This is a genomic window from Streptomyces sp. NPDC050423 (assembly GCF_040655445.1).
GTDB lineage: Bacteria > Actinomycetota > Actinomycetes > Streptomycetales > Streptomycetaceae > Streptomyces.
In genome coordinates this window covers 1-18,716 of the sequence record NZ_JBFAJY010000021.1, presented here as the reverse complement: position 1 = coordinate 18,716, position 18,716 = coordinate 1, and the positions used below count along the sequence as shown (strand labels likewise).

Sequence of the window (18,716 nt, the reverse complement as noted above, 5' to 3'; positions counted from 1 at the left end):
GCGAAGGCCGCGTTGGTTCAGGCGGGGTTGAAGTTGGGGACGGTGACGGAGAAGGCGGTGCCCAACTGCAAGCCGACTTCCGTCATCGGGGTCTCGCCCCACAGCCCGCACAGTGTCTCCCCGGGCGACACGATCAACCTGACCCTCTGCTCCACCGCCGCGAGCAACACGGACGCGACGACCGTGATGATCTCGGGCAAGAAGATCGACATGACGGGCTGGGATTCGGGTTCCGCGAAGGCCGCGTTGGTTCAGGCGGGGTTGAAGTTGGGGACGGTGACGGAGAAGGCGGTGCCCAACTGCAAGCCGACTTCCGTCATCGGGGTCTCGCCGCACAGCCCGCACAGCGTCTCGCCGGGCGACACGATCAACCTGACCCTCTGCACCCGCTGACCCGAGGAGCCTGTCGCAGGCTCAAGTGATCCGGCGCGGGCGCGGAACCGCCCGGGGGGACGTCAGCGGCCGGCCGCGGCCCCCGCGGCGGACGGCTTGGCCGCGGTTGCCGCCGGTGGGCCCGCCGCGCCCGCCGCGCCCTGCTCCGGAGGTGCGGGGGACGGGGCCGGTACCTGCGGCTGGTCGGCCCGCGGCGGCGCCGGCGGCGGCGCGGGCCGCATGTCCTGCGGGCCGCCCGCCGGCGGCAGGCCCATGGTGTCCAGGGCCTCCTGCGCCCTCGGGGCGTCCAGCGGCGAGAACTTCGGGTTGGTGCGCAGCGCCTCCTCCAAATTGCGGCGGGCCGGACCGAAGTCGTTCAACGCGCGCTGGACCATGCCCAGGTGGTACGCGTACGACGCGTTCTGGCCGCCCGAGTCGACCGCCTTCCGCGCGTACTCCAGGGCCGAGTCCGAGTCGCCCGAGCGGTGCAGCGCCCAGCCCAGCGCATCGGCCACCGCCGCGCTGTGGTGCCCGCGGTCCCAGTCGGCCAGCAGCTGCTCCGCCGCCGCGTCCGCGTCGCCGTGGGCGGCCTCGAAGCGGCCGAGGAGCAGGGCCTCGTCCACGCCCTGGGTCCCGGCGCGGGACAGCGCCTCGCGCAGCCGCGTGTACTGGTTGACGGAGTCGCCGTCCAGGCCGAGCGACTCGTACAACTCGCCCAGCTCCAGCATGTACTCGGGCCGGGGGGACTTGGCCAGCGCCGCCTGGTAGTCCCGCTGGGCCTCGTCGGTGCGGCCGAGGGCCGCCAGCGCGCGCGCCCGGCCGGCGAGGGAGGCGTGGTGGGCGCGGTCGGTGCGCAGCGCCGCCCCGTACTGGGCCACGGCCTCCTCCGGCTCGCCCCGTTCCCAGGCCAGCTCGCCCAGCCGGGAGAGGCAGGCCGCCTTCTCCGCGGGCGTCCTCGCCCGGTTCGCGGCGTCCTGCGCGGTGGCGAGCGCGTCCTCGCGCCAGCCGCGGTCGCGGTACATCTCCGCAGTCCGGCCCAGCGACGGGACGCCCGCGCGCAGCGACGCGTACTTCTCCACCGCCGTGGTCGCCGACTTGAGGTCGCCGAGGCCGTTGTACGCGTCGATCAGCTCCGGGTACACCGTCCACTGCTTCGGCAGCCGGGCCCGTACCGTCTCGCCCCATTTCTTCGCCGTGACGAAGTCGTGCCGGGCGTTGGCGAGCGAGGCGAGCCCCACCCAGGCCGCCTCGTTCCCCCGGTCACCCGGCTGCACGTTCAGCGAGCGCTTCAGCGCCTGCTCGGCCCGGGTGTAGTACGCCGCGTCCGCGGCCCGCCGCCCCCACTCCACGTACGCCGACCCCAGCACCGCCCACGACCGCGCGTCCGACGGATGGGTGCCCACCCACGCCTGCCGGTCCCCGATGAGCGCCGTCAGATCGGAGAGCGAGGCGGGGGAGCCGGCCGCCGTCGCGGTCATCGCCCGCGACACCGGACCGGCCACGGGCGGCGCCGCGTCCTTGTCCTCGTCGGGCACGGCGACCACGGCACCCGTCACCAGCACCGCACCCGCCACCACGCCGAACGCGGCCCGGCGCAGGGTCGTGCGCAGCGAGGCGGGCGGCGGCTCGGCCAGGGACGCGAGGTCCGGCGGCAGGCGCGGAGGGGATTCGCAGGGCGGGGCGTACGCGGTGTCGGGGGAGTGGTCCGGCCCGGGGGCCGCCGGGGTCTGCTGCGGAGTGACGTCCATGCCGATCACTCTGCGTCAGTACGAAGATCACACCGCGTCTTGGGATGGCTGGCGCATACGGGTTCACACCAATGGGCCCGGGTGCCAGTCTTGGATCATGGACGATCTTCTCGAACTGCTGCGTGCGGGGCTCCCGGCCGAGGCCCTGATCACCGACCCGGACATCACCGCCTCCTACGCCAACGACATGGCGAGCTTCTGCGACGCGGGCGCCCCTGCCGTCGTCGCGCTCCCACGCACCGTCGAGCAGGTCCAGCACATCATGCGCACCGCCACGGCGCTGCGCGTCCCGGTCGTCCCGCAGGGCGCCCGCACGGGCCTGTCCGGCGCCGCCAACGCCTCCGACGGCTGCATCGTGCTCTCCCTGATCAGGATGGACCGCATCCTGGAGATCAGCCCCGTCGACCGGATCGCCGTGGTGGAACCCGGCGTCATCAACGCGGTGCTGTCCCGCGCGGTCGACGCGCACGGGCTGTACTACCCGCCGGACCCCTCCAGCTGGGAGATGTGCACCATCGGCGGCAACATCGGGACCGCCTCCGGCGGCCTGTGCTGCGTCAAGTACGGGGTCACCGCCGAATACGTCCTCGGCCTCGACGTCGTCCTCGCGGACGGACGCCTCCTCAGCACCGGCCGCCGCACCGCGAAGGGCGTCGCCGGCTACGACCTCACCCGGCTCCTCGTCGGCTCCGAGGGCAGCCTCGGGATCGTCGTCAAGGCCGTGCTCGCGCTCAAGCCGAAGCCGCCCAGGCAGCTCGCCCTGGCCGCCGAGTTCCCCAGCGCGGCCAGTGCCTGCGACGCGATCTGCGCGATCATGGAGCGGGGTCACACCCCGTCACTCCTCGAACTGATGGACCGTACGACGGTCCACGCCGTCAACAAGATGGCGAACATGGGCCTCCCCGACTCCACCGAGGCGCTCCTGCTCGCCGCCTTCGACACGCCCGACCCCGCAGCCGATCTGGCCGCCGTCGCCGAACTCTGCACGGCCGCCGGCGCCACCGAGGTCGTCCCGGCGGAGGACGCGGCCGAATCCGAGATGCTGCTCCAGGCCCGGCGGATGTCGCTCACCGCCCTGGAGACCGTCAAGTCCGCCACGATGATCGACGACGTGTGCGTACCGCGCTCCAAGCTCGGCGCCATGCTGGAGGGCACCGCGGCGGTCGCCGAGAAGTACGACCTCACCATCGGCGTCTGCGCCCACGCGGGCGACGGCAACACCCACCCCGTCGTCTGCTTCGACCACACCGACGCCGACGAGTCCCGGCGGGCCCGCGAGTCCTTCGACGAGATCATGGCGCTCGGCCTCGAACTCGGCGGCACGATCACCGGCGAGCACGGCGTGGGCGTGCTCAAGAAGGAGTGGCTCGCCCGGGAACTCGGCGAGGTGAGCCTGGAACTGCACCGGGGCATCAAGCAGGCCTTCGACCCGCTGGGGCTGCTCAACCCGGGCAAGGTGTTCTGACCCGGCGCCCCCGCTCAACTCTCCCCGTCCTGCGACTCGTCCGACGGCCAGGGATCGCTCATCCACAGGTCGTCGGCCGGCAGCGGCGCCAGCAGCTCGGCGAGGCCCTCGTCGATGCCGAGCCGCTCGGACTCGGTGCCCGGCGGAACCACCCGCAGCGTCCGCTCCATCCAGGCGGCCACCGCGGCGGACGGCACCTCCAGCAGGGCGTTGCCGTCGGGCGAGGTCAGCGCCACGCAGATGATGTTGCGCCCGTCGATCTTGGTGGGCCAGATGCGCACGTCCCCGTGTCCGCACGGCCGGAACACGCCCTCCACCAGCAGATCGCGGGCGAACGTCCAGTACACGGGGGCGTCCGAGCCGATGTGGAAGGTGATGTGCACGGCGTACGGGTCCTGGGAGCGATACGTCAGCCGGGCGGGCACGGGGATGCTGCGCTCGGGCGACAGGACCAGCTTGAGCTCCAGCTCGCGTTCCACGACGGTGTGCATGAGGCGTCCTTTCGAGACCTGTGAGCCGGTCCCGTGACCGGCCTTCACAGGGAGAGAGCGCCCTCCCCGCCATCCATTACGCGACTTCGGGAAAAAAGTTCGGCGCGACCGGAAACCGGCCCAAACACCCGGACCGGCACGGGGGTGCGCGGGTGTCTGGTAGATGTGGACCCCTGTACTGAGACTCGAAGAGATACGGGACCACGGTGATGAGCGCCCCAACCCCGGCACCCGGTGACGAAAGCCCCCGCGAGGGGTACTACCCAGACCCGTCCATTCCCGGATACGTCCGGTACTGGAACGGCGCTTCGTGGGTGCCCGGTACGAGCAGGCCCGCCCCGCAGCGAGGCGAGGCGATGCCCTCGGCACCCGTCCCGGAGACGGCCGAACCGGAGCGGCCCGAACCCCAACGCCCGGAACCCCAACGCCCCGAACCTCAACGCTCCGAACCGCAGCGGCCCGACCCTGCCCCGGTGGACGAGACCGGTCCGTTGTTCTTCGACGAGGAGCCGCAGGACGGCGGCCGGCCCGGACCGTCGCACGCCTGGCAGGCCGACGTCTCCCGGCAGAACGGCTTCGGCGGCGAGCGCGACCGCCGGGTCTCCTGGGGCGGCGGACAGCCCGCACACCAGGACGAACAGCCGGCGTCCGGCCCCGACCCGCGTACGCCCGCGGGCAGTTCCCCGGCAGCCGGCCCGCCCGCCGACCGCTCCCTGGCGGTCCGCCCATCCGGCGACCGTTCGCCGGCCGTCCGCCCCGGCGCCGACCGTGCTCCCGCGGACCCGCGCCGGCCCGTGCCGCCGGACCCCGAGCGCGGCGTGGTGCCGGGCATGCGGGACGGCGGTGGCGACGCGGCCGGGAACACCGTCGCCATCCGGGCGCTGCGCCCCGACCGCTCCGGTGGCGGCGACCGCGACGCGGGGCGTCCGCCCGCCGACGGCACGGTGTCGATCCGCGCCGTGGGACCCGGCCGCCGGCCCCCGGTCCCGCGCGACGCGGAACAGCAGCCCGCCGAACAGCTCGCCGTCGACGGCACCATGGCGATCCGCGCGATCGGCCCGGCCGTCTCCCCGGCCGCCCCGCAGGCCTCCGCGCCCGCCGCACCGGCCCCGTCCCGGGCCTCCGCGCCCGCTCCGGGCCCCGCGCGGCAGGACCCGGCCGCCCAGGACCCGGCCCGGCTCAACGGCCCGCCCACGCGCGGCCCCGGCACCTCCTGGGCCCAGCAGGCCCCGCAGCAGGCCCCGCAGCAGGCCCGGCCCGAACAGCCCGCCCTGCCTCAGGCGCCCGCGCGGCAGCAGCAGGCCGCTTTCCCTCAGCAGTCCCAGGCGCCTCAGCAGCCCCGGACAGCTCAAGAGTCCCAGGCTCCTCACCAGTCCCGGGCAGCTCAGCAGCCCCAGGCTCCTCACCAGCCCCACGGTCCCCAACAGTCCCAGGCGCCTCAGCCCGACCAGCCCGTCGTGCCCTGGAAGCCCCCGGTCAACGACCACTTCCAGCAGCTCGCGGCGGCCCGGACGGCCGCCCGGCCGGCCGCGCTCGGCAAGCGGTTCGCCGCCCGGCTCATCGACACCGCGGTGCTGGCCGCGCTCGTCGGCGCCGTCGCCCTCCCCCTCACGACGCGGGCCACGGACCACATCAACGAGAAGATCGACGCGGCCAAGCTGTCCGGCGAGACGGTCACCGTCTGGCTGCTGGACTCCACCACGGCCGGCCTGGCCGCCGCGGTCCTCGTCGCGTTCCTGGTGCTGGGCGCCCTCCTGGAGGCGCTGCCGACCGCGAAGTGGGGCCGTACGCTCGGCAAGAAGCTCTGCGGACTCGACGTGCGGGACATCGAGTCCGGCTCGGCGCCCACCTTCGGCGCCGCCCTGCGCCGCTGGCTGGTCTACGGCGTGCTGGGCGTCCTGGTGATCGGGGCGGTCAACGTGCTGTGGTGCCTGATCGACAAGCCGTGGCGCCAGTGCTGGCACGACAAGGCGGCCCGCACCTTCGTGGCCGGCTGAGCGGGACGTACCTGCTCGGCCGGCGGAGCGGGTCCGTACCCTCGCGGCCGGCGCGGCCCCGTACGGCTGACGGCTCATCGGGTGATGGGCCGCCGGACGGTCTCCGTTCCCCCGAAAGCACCTGAGCCGTTGCGGGCGCCCGTGGGGCGGGGTGCACTGCCCCCATGAGCAACGATCAGCCGACGTCCGGTCAGCCGCCCGAGGACGACCCGTTCCTCAAGAAGCCGCACGAGCCCCAGCCGCCGTCATCGGGTTCGCCCTACGACAGCGCGCCGCCGCCCCCGCCGTACGGCCCCGGCCCGCATGGCGGAGGCCAGTTCGGTGCCGCGGATCCGCTGGCGGGCATGCCGCCGCTCGCCGAGCCCGGCAAGCGCATCCTGGCCCGGCTGATCGACTTCCTGATCATCTCGATCCCGCTGTACCTGATCTCGCTGCCCTGGGGCGGTGCGGTGGAGGTCTCGAACAACAACAACGGCAACGACGGTGTCGGTGACCTCTTCGCCCAGACGTACAGCGGCCATCAGCTGCTCTGGTCGCTGATCGGCCTGGTGATCTACGTCGGGTACGACACGTACTTCACGCACAAGGACGGCCGCACGCCCGGCAAGCGGCTGCTGAAGCTGCGGGTCGCGATGCTCAACGACGGCAGTGTGCCGGACACCGGGAGTTCGTTCCTGCGGGCCGTGGTGCTGTGGCTGCCGGCGCTGCTGTGCTGCCCGTGCCTGTGGTGGCTGATCAACATCGTGCTGATGTTCACGGACAAGCCGTACCGGCAGGGCCTCCAGGACAAGGCGGCCAAGACGGTGGTGGTGACCACCAGCAACCAGGGCGCGGTCTGAGAGCAGAGCCGCGTGGTGTGGTCCGTACGGTCCGGGGCAGGCCGGGCCGGGAGGGCGTGTCGGCACTCTCCCGGGTCTCGCGGCTCTCGTGGCCTTCCCGGCTCCGCCGGTCGCGCCGGTCGTCAGCGCCGCAGTGAGTGCTCGCCCACCCGCGCGGAGGCGCGTGCGGCCGGGATCGTGCGCTGTACATGGCCCAGGGTGCGGCCGTCGGGCTCGGCGACGGGGCGGGTCTCCTGGTGTGCGGACACCGCGTCACCCGTCGTCGCCGTCCTGCGGCGCGCCGGAGCGGGCACGGTGACGGCCACCAGCAGGCCGAGCGCGAGCGCGGCCGTAGTGATCACGGCGATGCCGAGGTCCGAACTCGCACGGGACAGCAGCAGCATGGCGAGGGCCGAGAAGACAACGGTGACCGAACCGTAGGAGAGCTGTGCAGCAGTAGGACGCGGCATGGCGTTATCCGTCCTCGGGGCGTCGGATGGGCGGTCTCTCAACACGGGTCGCACTGTCAAGCGACTCTACGACGGTGGATGCCCTCGCGGAACGGGTAGTAAGCATGACCTAACCCACAGTGCCGGAGCACGGGGGGCGCACGGAGTCATTCTCCGCGCCAAAGAACTGCTTCGGCGCGCCGGTTGGGCGTGGAGCAGTCGTCCGGATAGCGGAAATGTGCTCCTGCATAGTGCACTTGGTCTGTTCAAGTCAAGGTCTGTCTTTTCTCACGTAACTCCGGTCGAATGTCGTCACTTGTGACGCGTTTCCGCGCGCGGCCCTCTCACACTCCAAGGCCGCAGTCGCGGGCGCCGGGGAGGACTGCATCACGTGATCATTAAGAGACGGGCGCTTCGCACCGGAGCGGTTGTCGTGGCCATGGCCGCGACCGCCGCCACCGCATCCGCCTTCGCCACCGCTCAGGCTGATGACAAGGCGTCAGGCACCGCTGCCTCCGCCGTCGACCGCCGGGACCCGGGGTCGGCCGAGGGCAACGCGCACAACCTGGAAGGTCCGTTCAGCAAGCAGCAGGACGCTCAGCGTCAGGCCGCCATGGAACAGGTCATATCCGGCGACAAGAAGGTGACCACGCGCGGCGGCTCCAACGTCGTCAAGCTCGACGACAAGAAGTACGTCGAGCTCGGCCGCGAGAAGACCGACAAGATCTTCACCGTCCTGGTGGAGTTCGGCGACAAGGTCGACAGCACGACCACGTACGACCCGGACGGCGAAGGCCCCAAGCCCCCCGTCCTGAAGTACGGCGGCACGCCCGGACCGGCGCACAACAAGATAGCCAAGCCGGACCCCAAGAAGGACAACAGCACCGCCTGGCAGGCCGATTACAACCAGGCCCACTTCCAGGACCTGTACTTCGGCACGGGTGCCGGCAAGAACTCGCTCAAGACGTACTACGAGAAGACGTCCTCCGGGCGCTACTCGGTGGACGGCGAGGTCTCCGACTGGGTCAAGGTCCCGTACAACGAGGCGCGCTACGGCTCGAACTACTGCGGTTCGACCAACTGCGCCAACGCCTGGGACATGGTCAAGGACGGCGTGAACGCCTGGGCCGCCGACCAGAAGGCCAAGGGCCGTACGCCCGAGCAGATCAAGACCGATCTCGCCCAGTACGACCAGTGGGACCGCTACGACTACGACAACGACGGCGACTTCAACGAGCCGGACGGCTACATCGACCACTTCCAGGTCGTGCACGCCGGTGAGGACGAGTCGGCCGGCGGCGGCGTCGAGGGCACCAACGCCATCTGGGCGCACCGCTGGTACGCCTACGGCACGGACGCCGGCGCGACCGGCCCGGCAGAGAACAAGGCCGGCGGCGCCCAGATCGGTGACACCGGCATCTGGGTCGGCGACTACACCGCGCAGCCCGAGAACGGCGGCCTGGGCGTCTTCGCCCACGAGTACGGCCACGACCTCGGTCTGCCGGACCTCTACGACACCACCAACACCGCCGAGAACTCGGTCGGTTTCTGGTCCCTGATGTCGGCGGGCTCCTGGCTCGGCACCGGTAAGAACAGCATCGGTGACATGCCGGGCGACATGACCGCCTGGGACAAGCTCCAGCTGGGCTGGCTCAACTACGGCGAGGCCAAGGCCGCGACGAAGTCGACCCACAAGCTGGGCGTGTCCGAGTACAACACCAAGGACAAGCAGGCGCTCGTCGTCACGCTGCCCGAGAAGGCCGTCACCACCGCCGTCACGGAGCCCGCTGAGGGCACCAAGCAGTGGTGGAGCGACATGGGTGACAACCTCAGCAACACCCTGTCGCGCCCGGTCGACCTCACCGGCAAGTCCAAGGCCTCCCTCGACCTCGCCGGCTGGTGGGACATCGAGGCGGACTACGACTACCTCTACACCGAGGTCTCCGAGAACGGCGGCACCAGCTGGACCGCGATCGACGGCACCGCCGACGGCAAGGCGATCCCGCGCGACGCCAGTGACAAGCCGGCCCTGACCGACGTCTCCGGCAAGTACCAGAAGCTCTCGTTCCCGCTGGACGCCTACGCGGGCAAGAAGATCGACATCCGCTTCCGTTACGCCACCGACGGCGGCGCGGGCGGCGTGGGCTTCGCGGCCGACACCATCGCGGTCAACGCCGACGGTGCCGCGCTCTTCACGGACAACGCCGAGGGCGACGACAACGGCTGGACCGCCAAGGGCTTCTCGCGGGTCGGCAAGTCGTTCACCAAGGACTACCCGCAGTACTACCTCGCGGAGAACCGCCAGTACGTCAGCTACGACCAGACCCTCAAGGTCGGCCCGTACAACTTCGGCTTCTCCAACACCCGTCCGGACTGGGTCGAGCACTTCCCGTACCAGAACGGTCTGCTCGTCTGGCTCTGGGACACCTCCCAGAAGGACAACAACGTCTCGGCCCACCCGGGCCAGGGCCTGATCCTGCCGGTCGACGCGCACGCCAAGCCGCTGAAGTGGTCTGACGGCACCGTCATCCGCAACAAGATCCAGCCCTTCGACGCTCCGTTCAGCTGGTACCCCACCGACGGTTTCACGCTCCACCTCGGTGACGTGGCCACGAAGATCAAGCCGCAGCTCGGCGTGCCGGTCTTCGACGACCACAAGGGAACCTACTGGTACAAGGAGAACAAGACCGGAAGCGTGCAGGTCGCTGACACCAACACCAGGATTTCGATCATCAGCGAGCCGCTCAGCGGCTCCACGATGACCGTCCGGGTTGGCGCCTCGCACAAGTAGTCCGTTATCACCGCAGGTCAGAGCATGATCGGCCGTCGCCCTCTAGCGGGCGGCGGCCGATCGTGTTTAGGTGCCTCTTGTTCCGATTCTTATTGACACAACGTCTCACGGGGGAGCGCGGAGTATGGCAGGCGGAGGATTCAGCAAGTTGCCGAACGGCAGTGTGGTCGTCGCGATCACACTGCCGAGTCCGGCGCAGAGCGTGGGGCCGGACACACCGGTCCGCGTCCTGGTGCACGCGGCCAACCGGGCCCGCGCACTGACCCGGCTGCGCAACCTGGGACTGCGCGCCGTCTACCTCCGCGGCAACGCCGAGCCACCCACCCCGGACGAGATCACCGCCGTCCTGCACCACCCGGACGGCGTGCTGTGGCGCGCGAGACCCGAGCGGGCCCAGGAACTCTGGCACCCGATCCGGGCGCTCCTGAGGCCCGCCCTGCCGGCCCGGCAGAGCTGACCCGGCCCCGCTACACCACGGGCTTGCCGGCGAGCGCCACGCCCGCCTCCCTGAGCTCCGTCAGCGCCCGGTCCGTGGTCGCCTCGGCGACGCCCGCGGTCAGGTCGAGCAGTACGTGCGTGGCGAAGCCCTCGCGGACCGCGTCCAGCGCGGTGGCCCGGACGCAGTGATCGGTCGCGATACCGACCACGTCGACCGCGGTCACCCCGCGGTCGCGCAGCCACTCGGCCAGCCCCACGCCGTTCTCGTCCAGGCCCTCGAAGCCGCTGTACGCCGCGGCGTACGCACCCTTGTCGAAGACCGCGTCGATCGAGCCGGAGGCGACCGCGGGCGCGAAATTGGGGTGGAAGCCCACTCCCTCCGTACCGGCCACACAGTGCGGCGGCCAGGAGTGCTCGAAGTCCGGCGCCGACGAGAAGTGGCCGCCGGGGTCGATGTGGTGATCACGGGTGGCCACCACGTGCCGGTAGCCGGGCTGGGCCTCGCCGATCAGGTCCGTGATGGCGGCGGCGACATCGGCACCCCCCGCCACCGCGAGGCTGCCGCCCTCACAGAAGTCGTTCTGAACGTCCACGACGATCAAGGCGCGGTGCATGGCGGGTGTCCTTCGGTGGGGGAGGGAACAGCGCAACGGCGGTTACGGGGGTGACTACGAGCCTAGAGACTCGGACGGGCCTCAGGGAGAGCCCTGCGCGTTCGGGACGGGTCCGGCGAGCCCGAGGGCGTCCGCACCCCCCTCACACGTACTCCGTGGGAATCACCGGCTCGCCCCGAGACAGCTGCATCGCGGACATCGGCAGCCCCGCCCGCGAGGCGATGTGCCGCTCCCGGGCCGCGTCCAGCGGCTCCCGCGCGACCACCTCACCGGCCCTGACCAGCTCCACCAGCAGCTGCCGGCCGGCCAGCTCCGGCGGCACCGGGCCGGTCCCGATCACCTCGGCCTCGGCCACCCCGTCCCCGTCCAGCCGTCGCGCCGCCCACTTGCGGCCGCCGATGGAGGTCTTCGCGCCCAGCGACTTCTTCGCCACCGGCCGCAGCGGGTCCGCCGGATCGGCGGAGGCGGCCCGCGCCACCAGCTTGTAGACCATCGAGCAGGTGGGCTGCCCGCTGCCGGTCACCAGCTGCGTGCCCACCCCGTACGCGTCCACGGGCGCCGCGGCCAGCGAGGCGATGGCGTACTCGTCCAGGTCCGAGGTCACCACGATCTTCGTGTCCGTCGCGCCCAGCTCGTCGAGCTGCTGGCGCACCCGGTGCGCGACCAGCAGCAGGTCGCCGGAGTCGATCCGGACCGCGCCCAGCCCGGTCCCGGCGACCTCGACCGCCGTACGGACCGCCGCCGTCACGTCGTACGTGTCGACCAGCAGCGTCGTGTCGCGCCCCAGCGAGTCGACCTGGGCCCGGAACGCGTCGCGCTCGGAGTCGTGCAGCAGGGTGAAGGCGTGGGCGCTCGTCCCGACGGTCGGGATGTTGTAGCGGAAGCCCGCGGCGAGGTCGGAGGTGGTGTCGAAACCGCCGATGTACGCGGCACGGGCCGAGGCCACCGCCGACAGCTCATGGGTGCGTCGTGCGCCCATCTCGATCAGCCCGCGCCCGCCCGCCGCCGACGACATCCGCGAGGCCGCGGCGGCGATCGCCGAGTCGTGGTTGAGGACCGACAGGATCACCGTCTCCAGCAGCACGCACTCGGCGAAGGAGCCCTCGACCCGCAGGATCGGCGAGCCGGGGAAGTACACCTCGCCCTCCGGGTAGCCCCAGATGTCCCCGCTGAAGCGGTAATCGGCCAGATAGTCGAGTGTCGGCCCGTCGACGACGTCCTGGTCGCGCAGGAAGGCGAGCATCTCGTCGTCGAAGTGGAAGTTCTCGACCGCGTCCAGAACCCGCCCGATGCCCGCGACGACGCCGTAGCGCCGCCCCTCGGGCAGCCGGCGGGTGAACGCCTCGAAGACCGAGCGCCGGTCGGCGGTGCCGGCCTTCAGCGCGGCCTGCACCATCGTGAGCTCGTACTGGTCGGTGAAGAGAGCTGTCGAGGGCACACCGACCCGTCGCCCAAGGTCCGCAGAGTTCATGCCGGGGATGCTACCTCTATTTCGTCAAAGTGACGAGATGGGGGTGCAGCGCCCGGCGCGGTGCCGGTGCCGTTTGTGCGATGCCCCCTCCCGGATGGCAGCATGGGGTACGTGAGCGTCGCCCCCGTAGAGATCGAACGTCCCGAATCGGCCGAGGAGAACCTCGTCGTCCCCGAGCCCGACGTCCCCTGGGTGACGCTGGTCCACAACGACCCGGTCAACCTCATGAGCTATGTGACCTATGTCTTCCAGGCCTACTTCGGCTATTCGAAGGACAAGGCCCACAAGCTCATGCTCGACGTCCATCAGAAGGGCCGCGCCGTCGTCTCCAGCGGAAGCCGCGAGGAGATGGAGCGCGACGTCCAGGCGATGCACGGCTACGGGCTGTGGGCCACACTCACCCAGGACCGCAACTAACAGACTGCCCCGCCCCGCCCGACCACCATCGGAGAGAACCCATGGCCGGCCACTTCGAGGCCACCCCCGGCGGCGGCGCGGCCGTCGCGCTCGACGAGGTGGAGATCGCGATCCTGCGCTCCCTCGTCGTCCAGCTGCTGGAGCTCATCGGCCCCGGCGACGAACCCGCCGAGGGCGAGGACCCGCTCGCCGCGCTCTTCGCCGAGGGCCCCAGCGAACCGCCCACCGACCCCGCCCTCGCCCGTCTCTTCCCCGAGGCCTACGGCGACGAGGATGACGAACTGCGCGCCGCCTCCGCCGAGTTCCGCCGCTTCACCGAGAACGACCTGCGCACCCGCAAGCGCGACGACGCCCTCGTCGTCGTACGCACCCTGGACGGGCTCGCGCCCGCCGGGGACGGCGGCGCCGTGCTCCGGCTCACCGCCGAGGAGTGCCGCAGCTGGCTGGGGTCCCTCAACGACCTGCGGCTGACCATCGGCGCCCGGCTGGAGGTCTCCGACGAGGACGACGGCGAGGAAGGCTCCCTCTACCGGCTCCCCGACAGCGATCCGCGCAAGCCCATGGTCATGGCCTATCTCTGGCTGGGCGCACTCCAGGAAACACTCATCGAGACCTTGATGCCGTAACGCGGCCCGGCCGAGGGCCGGATCCGGCCCGTTCCGTGTTCGCTCGGGGATGCTCGAATCCGAATAGCGGTCACGTCACCTGATCGACCTTCCTCGTGCAACCCGAATGCCTTTGTCCGCTTTCTCCTGTGGTGTGTGCCACGTAATGTCCGGTGGATCGGGCCTGGTCCGCAGCCGCAAGGCGCGGACCGGCGTGGAGAAAGGCGCACCACATGACATCGGCGAAGGTCGAAGAGGGACAGGAGGAACCGCAGGCCGCGGCAGTGGACGCGACCTCGGCCGAGGGCTATCAACGCGCTCTCGGGGCACGCCAGATCCAGATGATCGCGATCGGCGGGGCCATCGGCACCGGCCTCTTCCTCGGTGCGGGCAAGGCCATCGCCAAGGCCGGTCCCAGCCTCGTCCTGGCCTATGCCGTCGCAGGCCTGGTGATCTTCTTCATCATGCGGGCCCTGGGCGAACTCCTCATGTACCGCCCGGTCTCGGGCTCCTTCTCGGAGTACGCCCGCGAATTCATCGGGCCCTTCGCCGGCTTTGTCACCGGCTGGACGTACTGGCTCTTCTGGGTCGTCACCGGAATCACCGAAGTCACCGCGGCGGCCCAGTACATGACGTTCTGGTTCGACATCCCGCAATGGGTCTCCGCACTGATCTTCACGATCATTCTGTACGGCGTGAACCTGATCTCCGTGAAGGTCTTCGGCGAACTCGAATTCTGGTTCTCGATGGTCAAGGTCACCGCCATCGTCGGCATGATCCTCATCTGCGCCGGAATCCTCACCCTCGGCTTCTCGGACGCCGGTGACTCCGCGTCCGTCACCCACCTCTGGGCCGACGGAGGCTTCTTCCCGCACGGCATCTCGGGCACCCTGATGACCCTGCAGATCGTGATGTTCGCCTTCCTCGCCGTCGAACTCGTCGGCGTCACCGCGGGCGAGTCCAAGGACCCGAAGAGCGTCCTGCCCAAGGCGATCAACACCGTGCCGTGGCGCATCGCCGTCTTCTACGTCGGCGCCCTCGTCATGATCCTCTCGGTGGTCCCCTGGACCGAGTTCCAGCCGGGCATCTCGCCCTTCGTCGCCGCCTTCCAGAAGATGGGCCTCGGCCTCGGCGCGGGCATCGTCAACTTCGTCGTCCTCACCGCGGCCCTCTCCTCCTGCAACTCCGGCATGTACTCCACCGGCCGGATGCTGCGCGACCTCGCGCTCAACGGACAGGGCCCGAAGGCCTTCACCCGGCTGACCAGGAGCGGCACCCCGCTCGTCGGCACCACCGTCTCGGCCGCCCTCATGCTCGTCGGCGTCTGGATCAACTACCAGTGGCCCGGTGACGCCTTCACCTACGTCGTCTCCTTCGCCACCATCTCCGGCATGTGGGCCTGGATCATGATCCTGATCAGCCAGCTCCGCTACCGCAGGCTGGCCGACCGCGGCGTCCTCCCGCAGTCCGGCTTCCGGGCCCCCGGCGCCCCGTACACCAGCGTCTTCGCCCTCGCCTTCATCGGCATGGTCATCGTGATGATGGGCATCGACAAGGACGCCAGGATCTCGCTGTACTGCGCCCCCCTGTGGGCCCTGGTCCTCGGCGTCTCGTACCTGGTGCTCAGGGCCCGCAACCCCGGGAACAAGGCCTTCGCCGGCCGCTGAGACCACCGGCACCTCCCCGGTCGGGCGGCCGGCCGGGCAGTCGCCCCAAGGGTCGCGTCCACGATGCGGGCGCCCGCGTACCACTCCTCGGTACACGGGGGCCCGTCGTCCTATCCTGGGCGCCATGCTGACCATCACCCAGGCGCTGTACGACCAGATCGTCGCGCACTCCCGCGCCGACCACCCCGACGAGGCGTGCGGCGTGGTCGCCGGGCCGGCCGGAACGGGCCGCGCCGAACGCTTCATCCCCATGCTCAACGCGGCCCGCTCGCCCACGTTCTACGAATTCGACTCGGCCGATCTCCTCAAGCTCTACCGAGGCATGGACGACCGCGACGAGGAACCCGTGATCGTCTACCACTCGCACACGGCGACCGAGGCCTACCCCTCCCGCACCGATGTCACCTACGCCAACGAACCGGGCGCCCACTACGTCCTCGTGTCGACCGCCGACATCGACGACGCGGGGCCCTTCCAGTTCCGCTCCTACCGCATCGTGGACGGCGAGATCACCGAGGAGGACGTCGAGGTCGTCGACGCCTACAGCGCCGCCTGACCCCGGCCACCGGGACCCGCTTCTGCGGCCGGACAGGGCCGCCACCGCGGCCCTGTCCACCTGCCGAACGCCGGCCATCCATCAGCTGAGATCACATTCCGGATTCCGGACCGGGAATCGATACGATGAGCGCATGGTTCTCCATGACGTGAGCGACAAGACGCCGGGCACGCTGCTCGTGGCGCGCCTGCACGTCGATCTGTGCCGGCTCTCCAGCGCGATCTGTACGAACCATCGGACCGCCGGCCGCGAGGCCTGAGCCGGGCCGAGGCCCGGCGCCGCCCCGGCCGGGCGCCACCGGACACACGCACCACCCTGCGCGGGGGCACAGCCGCGCGTCCCACGCCCACCGCCACCACTCCGCTTCGACAGGAGCCCACGCCATGGCCATCGAGGTCCGCATCCCGACCATCCTCCGCACCTACACCGACGGCGCCAAGGCCGTCGAGGCCAACGGAGAGACCCTCGCCGACCTCTTCAAGGACCTGGAGACGCGCCACACCGGCATCCGTGAGCGCATCGTCGACGGCGAGGAGCTCCGCCGCTTCGTGAACGTGTACCTCAACGACGAGGACGTCCGCTTCCTCGACGGCATCTCCACCAAGCTCAGCGACGGCGACAGCATCACCATCCTCCCGGCCGTCGCCGGCGGCATGAACTGATGCGCTACGACAGCCCGCTCGCCGCAGTGGGCAACACCCCGCTCGTCCGCCTGCCGCGGCTGTCACCGTCGGACGACGTCCGCATCTGGGCCAAGCTGGAGGACCGCAACCCCACCGGCTCGATCAAGGACCGCCCCGCGCTCCACATGGTCGAGCAGGCGGAGAAGGACGGCCGGCTCACCCCCGGCTGCACCATCCTCGAACCCACCAGCGGCAACACCGGCATCTCGCTCGCCATGGCGGCCACGCTCAAGGGCTACCGCATCGTCTGCGTCATGCCCGAGAACACCTCGCAGGAGCGCCGCGACCTGCTCACCATGTGGGGCGCCGAGATCATCTCCTCCCCGGCGGCCGGCGGCTCCAACACCGCCGTCCGCGTCGCCAAGGAGCTGTCGGCGCAGCACCCCGACTGGGTGATGCTCTACCAGTACGGCAACCCGGACAACGCGGGCGCCCACTACGCCACCACCGGCCCGGAGATCCTCGCCGACCTCCCGTCGATCACCCACTTCGTGGCGGGCCTCGGCACGACGGGCACGCTCATGGGCGTGGGCCGCTATCTGCGCGAGCACGTCGAGGGCATCAGGATCGTCGCGGCCGAGCCGCGCTACGACGACCTGGTCTACGGCCTGCGCAACCTCGACGAGGGCTTCGTTCCCGAGCTCTACGACGCCTCGGTCCTCACCACCCGCTTCTCCGTCGGCTCCGCCGACGCCGTCACCCGCACCCGCGAACTCCTCCAGCAGGAGGGCATCTTCGCGGGCGTCTCCACCGGCGCCGCGCTGCACGCCGCGATCGGCGTGGGCAACAAGGCGGTCAAGGCCGGCGAACCGGCCGACATCGTCTTCGTCGTCGCCGACGGCGGCTGGAAGTACCTGTCCACGGGCGTGTACACGGCGCCCACGACGGAGGCCGCGATCGAAACGCTCCAGGGCCAGCTCTGGGCGTAGGCCCGCACGCTGTACCCACCCCGGACGCCGGGGGCTCGGACCACACCGGTCCGGCCCCCGGCGTTTCGCCGTTCCCGGGGGCGCTGCCCCCGGACCCCCGCTCCTCGATCGCCGGAGGGGCTTGATTCGCTCGGAGCGCCGGCTGCGGGAAGGGGCGGGGAGGGGGCAAGTCCCGCCGCGGGCGGACCCCCACCCGCGCGCCCCACCCGCACCCCTTCCATCGAACCGGTGACAGCGCAGGTGAGTTCCCCCACAACGGCAGGCCCCGGAGGAGCGACCAGGTCTTTCGCGCCTTACGCTCAACAAACCGCTCCACGAACCGCACGAACCCTCCCCGTTCCCACGTCTCGGAGGTTCACGCTCCATGAAGCTCACCGTCGTCGGATGCTCCGGCTCGTTCCCGTCCGCGGGATCGGCATGCTCGAGCTACCTCGTAGAGGCCGACGGCTTCCGGCTGCTCCTCGACATGGGCAACGGCGCCCTCGGCGAGCTGCAGCGCCACGTCGGTCTCTACGACCTCGACGCCATCTTCCTCAGTCACCTCCATGCCGATCACTGCATCGACATGTGCGCGTACTTCGTCGTCCGCTACTACCCGCACGAGGGCGGACGCCTGGCCCCCATCCCGGTCTACGGTCCGGACGGCACGGAGCAGCGGCTCACCACCGCCCACGCCGACACCCCGTCCGACGACGCGATGGGCGAGGTCTTCGACTTCCACACGCTGAAGCCCGGCTCGTTCGAGATCGGCCCCTTCTCGGTCCGTACGGAGAAGCTCCGGCACCCCGTCGAAACGTTCGGCATCCGCATCGAGCACGGCGGCAGGTCGCTCACGTACTCGGGCGACACCGGTACCTGCGAGGCCCTGGACGAGCTGGCCGAGGGTGCCGACCTCTTCCTCTGCGAGGCGTCGTTCGTCCACGGCAAGGAGGACATCCCGGACCTCCACCTCAACGGCCGCGAGGCAGGCGAGCTCGCCGCCCGCGCCGGGGTGGGGCGCCTGGTCCTCACCCACATCCCGCCGTGGACCGACGCCGGCCGCAACCTGTGCGACGCCCGCGAGGTCTTCGACGGCCCGACGGAGCTGGCGGTCCCGGGCGCGGTCTACGAGATCTGACGTCGTTCCGTACGCACGACGGAGCCCTCACCTTCCCGCCGGGGTTCGGGTTGACGATCGGGGTCGGCACGGTCAGCTCGTTGTCCGG

At 70.9% G+C, this 18,716-nt stretch carries 19 protein-coding genes; 14 read left to right on the top strand and 5 right to left on the bottom strand.

Annotation, left to right across the window (positions count from 1 at the left end):
• On the top strand, nucleotides 1–393 hold a 393-nt coding region (locus tag AB0I52_RS17380; protein WP_363073409.1), incomplete at its 5' end, for a PASTA domain-containing protein.
• Nucleotides 394–455: 62 nt separating this feature from the next.
• On the opposite strand, the gene AB0I52_RS17375 is transcribed toward AB0I52_RS17380, so the two are convergent.
• Nucleotides 456–2,120 carry a tetratricopeptide repeat protein gene (locus AB0I52_RS17375; RefSeq protein ID WP_363073407.1) on the bottom strand — a complete coding sequence of 555 codons (1,665 nt, stop codon included), beginning with the start codon at nucleotides 2,118–2,120 and terminating at the stop codon, nucleotides 456–458.
• A gap of 97 nt (nucleotides 2,121–2,217) precedes the next feature.
• On the opposite strand from AB0I52_RS17375, the gene AB0I52_RS17370 reads away from it, so the two are divergent.
• Entirely contained in the window at nucleotides 2,218–3,585 is a 1,368-nt protein-coding gene (locus AB0I52_RS17370) for an FAD-linked oxidase C-terminal domain-containing protein (protein ID WP_363073405.1), read from the top strand.
• A 14-nt stretch (nucleotides 3,586–3,599) separates the two neighbouring features.
• On the opposite strand, the gene AB0I52_RS17365 is transcribed toward AB0I52_RS17370, so the two are convergent.
• Nucleotides 3,600–4,076 carry an SsgA family sporulation/cell division regulator gene (locus AB0I52_RS17365; RefSeq protein ID WP_363073403.1) on the bottom strand — a complete coding sequence of 159 codons (477 nt, stop codon included), beginning with the start codon at nucleotides 4,074–4,076 and terminating at the stop codon, nucleotides 3,600–3,602.
• A 209-nt stretch (nucleotides 4,077–4,285) separates the two neighbouring features.
• Between AB0I52_RS17365 and AB0I52_RS17360 the strand changes: the two genes are divergently transcribed.
• A complete protein-coding gene (locus AB0I52_RS17360) occupies nucleotides 4,286–6,073 on the top strand; it encodes an RDD family protein (RefSeq protein WP_363073401.1) in 1,788 nt (595 codons plus the stop codon).
• Between the two features lie 164 nt (nucleotides 6,074–6,237).
• Nucleotides 6,238–6,912 (top strand): RDD family protein, encoded by a 675-nt coding sequence (locus AB0I52_RS17355; RefSeq protein ID WP_363073399.1) that lies wholly within the window; start codon nucleotides 6,238–6,240, stop codon nucleotides 6,910–6,912.
• A 122-nt stretch (nucleotides 6,913–7,034) separates the two neighbouring features.
• Here the strand turns inward: AB0I52_RS17355 and AB0I52_RS17350 are convergent, their stop codons facing one another.
• A complete protein-coding gene (locus AB0I52_RS17350; RefSeq protein ID WP_363073397.1) occupies nucleotides 7,035–7,361 on the bottom strand; it encodes a hypothetical protein in 327 nt (108 codons plus the stop codon).
• Nucleotides 7,362–7,731: 370 nt separating this feature from the next.
• On the opposite strand from AB0I52_RS17350, the gene AB0I52_RS17345 reads away from it, so the two are divergent.
• Together AB0I52_RS17345 and AB0I52_RS17340 are read left to right on the top strand one after the other, a co-directional pair.
• Nucleotides 7,732–10,131 (top strand): immune inhibitor A domain-containing protein, encoded by a 2,400-nt coding sequence (locus AB0I52_RS17345; RefSeq protein WP_363073395.1) that lies wholly within the window; start codon nucleotides 7,732–7,734, stop codon nucleotides 10,129–10,131.
• Between the two features lie 124 nt (nucleotides 10,132–10,255).
• Nucleotides 10,256–10,588, top strand: coding sequence for a hypothetical protein (locus tag AB0I52_RS17340; protein WP_363073393.1), 333 nt, complete (start codon nucleotides 10,256–10,258; stop codon nucleotides 10,586–10,588).
• 10 nt (nucleotides 10,589–10,598) lie between these two features.
• On the opposite strand, the gene AB0I52_RS17335 is transcribed toward AB0I52_RS17340, so the two are convergent.
• Both AB0I52_RS17335 and AB0I52_RS17330 read right to left on the bottom strand, forming a co-directional pair.
• On the bottom strand, nucleotides 10,599–11,183 hold the full coding sequence (locus tag AB0I52_RS17335) for an isochorismatase family protein (RefSeq protein ID WP_363073391.1): 585 nt from the start codon (nucleotides 11,181–11,183) through the stop codon (nucleotides 10,599–10,601).
• A gap of 142 nt (nucleotides 11,184–11,325) precedes the next feature.
• Entirely contained in the window at nucleotides 11,326–12,654 is a 1,329-nt protein-coding gene (locus tag AB0I52_RS17330) for a nicotinate phosphoribosyltransferase (RefSeq protein WP_363073389.1), read from the bottom strand.
• A gap of 102 nt (nucleotides 12,655–12,756) precedes the next feature.
• On the opposite strand from AB0I52_RS17330, the gene clpS reads away from it, so the two are divergent.
• From clpS to AB0I52_RS17290, 8 genes are all read left to right on the top strand, one after another.
• A complete protein-coding gene (gene clpS / locus AB0I52_RS17325; RefSeq protein ID WP_363073387.1) occupies nucleotides 12,757–13,071 on the top strand; it encodes an ATP-dependent Clp protease adapter ClpS in 315 nt (104 codons plus the stop codon).
• Between the two features lie 41 nt (nucleotides 13,072–13,112).
• Nucleotides 13,113–13,697, top strand: coding sequence for a DUF2017 domain-containing protein (locus AB0I52_RS17320; RefSeq protein WP_363073385.1), 585 nt, complete (start codon nucleotides 13,113–13,115; stop codon nucleotides 13,695–13,697).
• Between the two features lie 212 nt (nucleotides 13,698–13,909).
• Nucleotides 13,910–15,343: an amino acid permease gene (locus AB0I52_RS17315; RefSeq protein WP_363073383.1), complete on the top strand. Its 1,434-nt coding sequence runs from the start codon at nucleotides 13,910–13,912 to the stop codon at nucleotides 15,341–15,343.
• 124 nt (nucleotides 15,344–15,467) lie between these two features.
• Complete coding sequence (locus AB0I52_RS17310) at nucleotides 15,468–15,899, top strand: M67 family metallopeptidase (RefSeq protein ID WP_363073381.1); 432 nt, start codon at nucleotides 15,468–15,470, stop codon at nucleotides 15,897–15,899.
• Between the two features lie 133 nt (nucleotides 15,900–16,032).
• Nucleotides 16,033–16,158: a putative leader peptide gene (locus AB0I52_RS17305; RefSeq protein WP_311305474.1), complete on the top strand. Its 126-nt coding sequence runs from the start codon at nucleotides 16,033–16,035 to the stop codon at nucleotides 16,156–16,158.
• A 124-nt stretch (nucleotides 16,159–16,282) separates the two neighbouring features.
• Complete coding sequence (locus tag AB0I52_RS17300) at nucleotides 16,283–16,561, top strand: MoaD/ThiS family protein (protein ID WP_362965031.1); 279 nt, start codon at nucleotides 16,283–16,285, stop codon at nucleotides 16,559–16,561.
• Complete coding sequence (locus tag AB0I52_RS17295; RefSeq protein ID WP_363073379.1) at nucleotides 16,561–17,511, top strand: cysteine synthase; 951 nt, start codon at nucleotides 16,561–16,563, stop codon at nucleotides 17,509–17,511. Before AB0I52_RS17300 ends, AB0I52_RS17295 begins: the two co-directional genes overlap by 1 nt.
• A 364-nt stretch (nucleotides 17,512–17,875) precedes the next feature.
• A complete protein-coding gene (locus tag AB0I52_RS17290) occupies nucleotides 17,876–18,628 on the top strand; it encodes an MBL fold metallo-hydrolase (RefSeq protein ID WP_363073377.1) in 753 nt (250 codons plus the stop codon).
• Nucleotides 18,629–18,716 lie beyond the last annotated feature (88 nt).

What these genes read in the sequence shown, in the direction of transcription:
- AB0I52_RS17320 (WP_363073385.1), top strand. Translation starts at nt 13,113, where the DNA reads ATGGCCGGCCACTTCGAGGCCACCCCCGGCGGCGGCGCGGCCGTCGCG.
- AB0I52_RS17315 (WP_363073383.1), top strand. Translation starts at nt 13,910, where the DNA reads ATGACATCGGCGAAGGTCGAAGAGGGACAGGAGGAACCGCAGGCCGCG.
- AB0I52_RS17350 (WP_363073397.1), bottom strand. Translation starts at nt 7,361, where the DNA reads ATGCCGCGTCCTACTGCTGCACAGCTCTCCTACGGTTCGGTCACCGTT.
- AB0I52_RS17330 (WP_363073389.1), bottom strand. Translation starts at nt 12,654, where the DNA reads ATGAACTCTGCGGACCTTGGGCGACGGGTCGGTGTGCCCTCGACAGCT.
- AB0I52_RS17335 (WP_363073391.1), bottom strand. Translation starts at nt 11,183, where the DNA reads ATGCACCGCGCCTTGATCGTCGTGGACGTTCAGAACGACTTCTGTGAG.
- clpS (WP_363073387.1), top strand. Translation starts at nt 12,757, where the DNA reads ATGGGGTACGTGAGCGTCGCCCCCGTAGAGATCGAACGTCCCGAATCG.
- AB0I52_RS17340 (WP_363073393.1), top strand. Translation starts at nt 10,256, where the DNA reads ATGGCAGGCGGAGGATTCAGCAAGTTGCCGAACGGCAGTGTGGTCGTC.
- AB0I52_RS17310 (WP_363073381.1), top strand. Translation starts at nt 15,468, where the DNA reads ATGCTGACCATCACCCAGGCGCTGTACGACCAGATCGTCGCGCACTCC.
- AB0I52_RS17355 (WP_363073399.1), top strand. Translation starts at nt 6,238, where the DNA reads ATGAGCAACGATCAGCCGACGTCCGGTCAGCCGCCCGAGGACGACCCG.
- AB0I52_RS17365 (WP_363073403.1), bottom strand. Translation starts at nt 4,076, where the DNA reads ATGCACACCGTCGTGGAACGCGAGCTGGAGCTCAAGCTGGTCCTGTCG.
- AB0I52_RS17290 (WP_363073377.1), top strand. Translation starts at nt 17,876, where the DNA reads ATGAAGCTCACCGTCGTCGGATGCTCCGGCTCGTTCCCGTCCGCGGGA.
- AB0I52_RS17375 (WP_363073407.1), bottom strand. Translation starts at nt 2,120, where the DNA reads ATGGACGTCACTCCGCAGCAGACCCCGGCGGCCCCCGGGCCGGACCAC.
- AB0I52_RS17295 (WP_363073379.1), top strand. Translation starts at nt 16,561, where the DNA reads ATGCGCTACGACAGCCCGCTCGCCGCAGTGGGCAACACCCCGCTCGTC.
- AB0I52_RS17300 (WP_362965031.1), top strand. Translation starts at nt 16,283, where the DNA reads ATGGCCATCGAGGTCCGCATCCCGACCATCCTCCGCACCTACACCGAC.
- AB0I52_RS17360 (WP_363073401.1), top strand. Translation starts at nt 4,286, where the DNA reads ATGAGCGCCCCAACCCCGGCACCCGGTGACGAAAGCCCCCGCGAGGGG.
- AB0I52_RS17305 (WP_311305474.1), top strand. Translation starts at nt 16,033, where the DNA reads ATGGTTCTCCATGACGTGAGCGACAAGACGCCGGGCACGCTGCTCGTG.
- AB0I52_RS17370 (WP_363073405.1), top strand. Translation starts at nt 2,218, where the DNA reads ATGGACGATCTTCTCGAACTGCTGCGTGCGGGGCTCCCGGCCGAGGCC.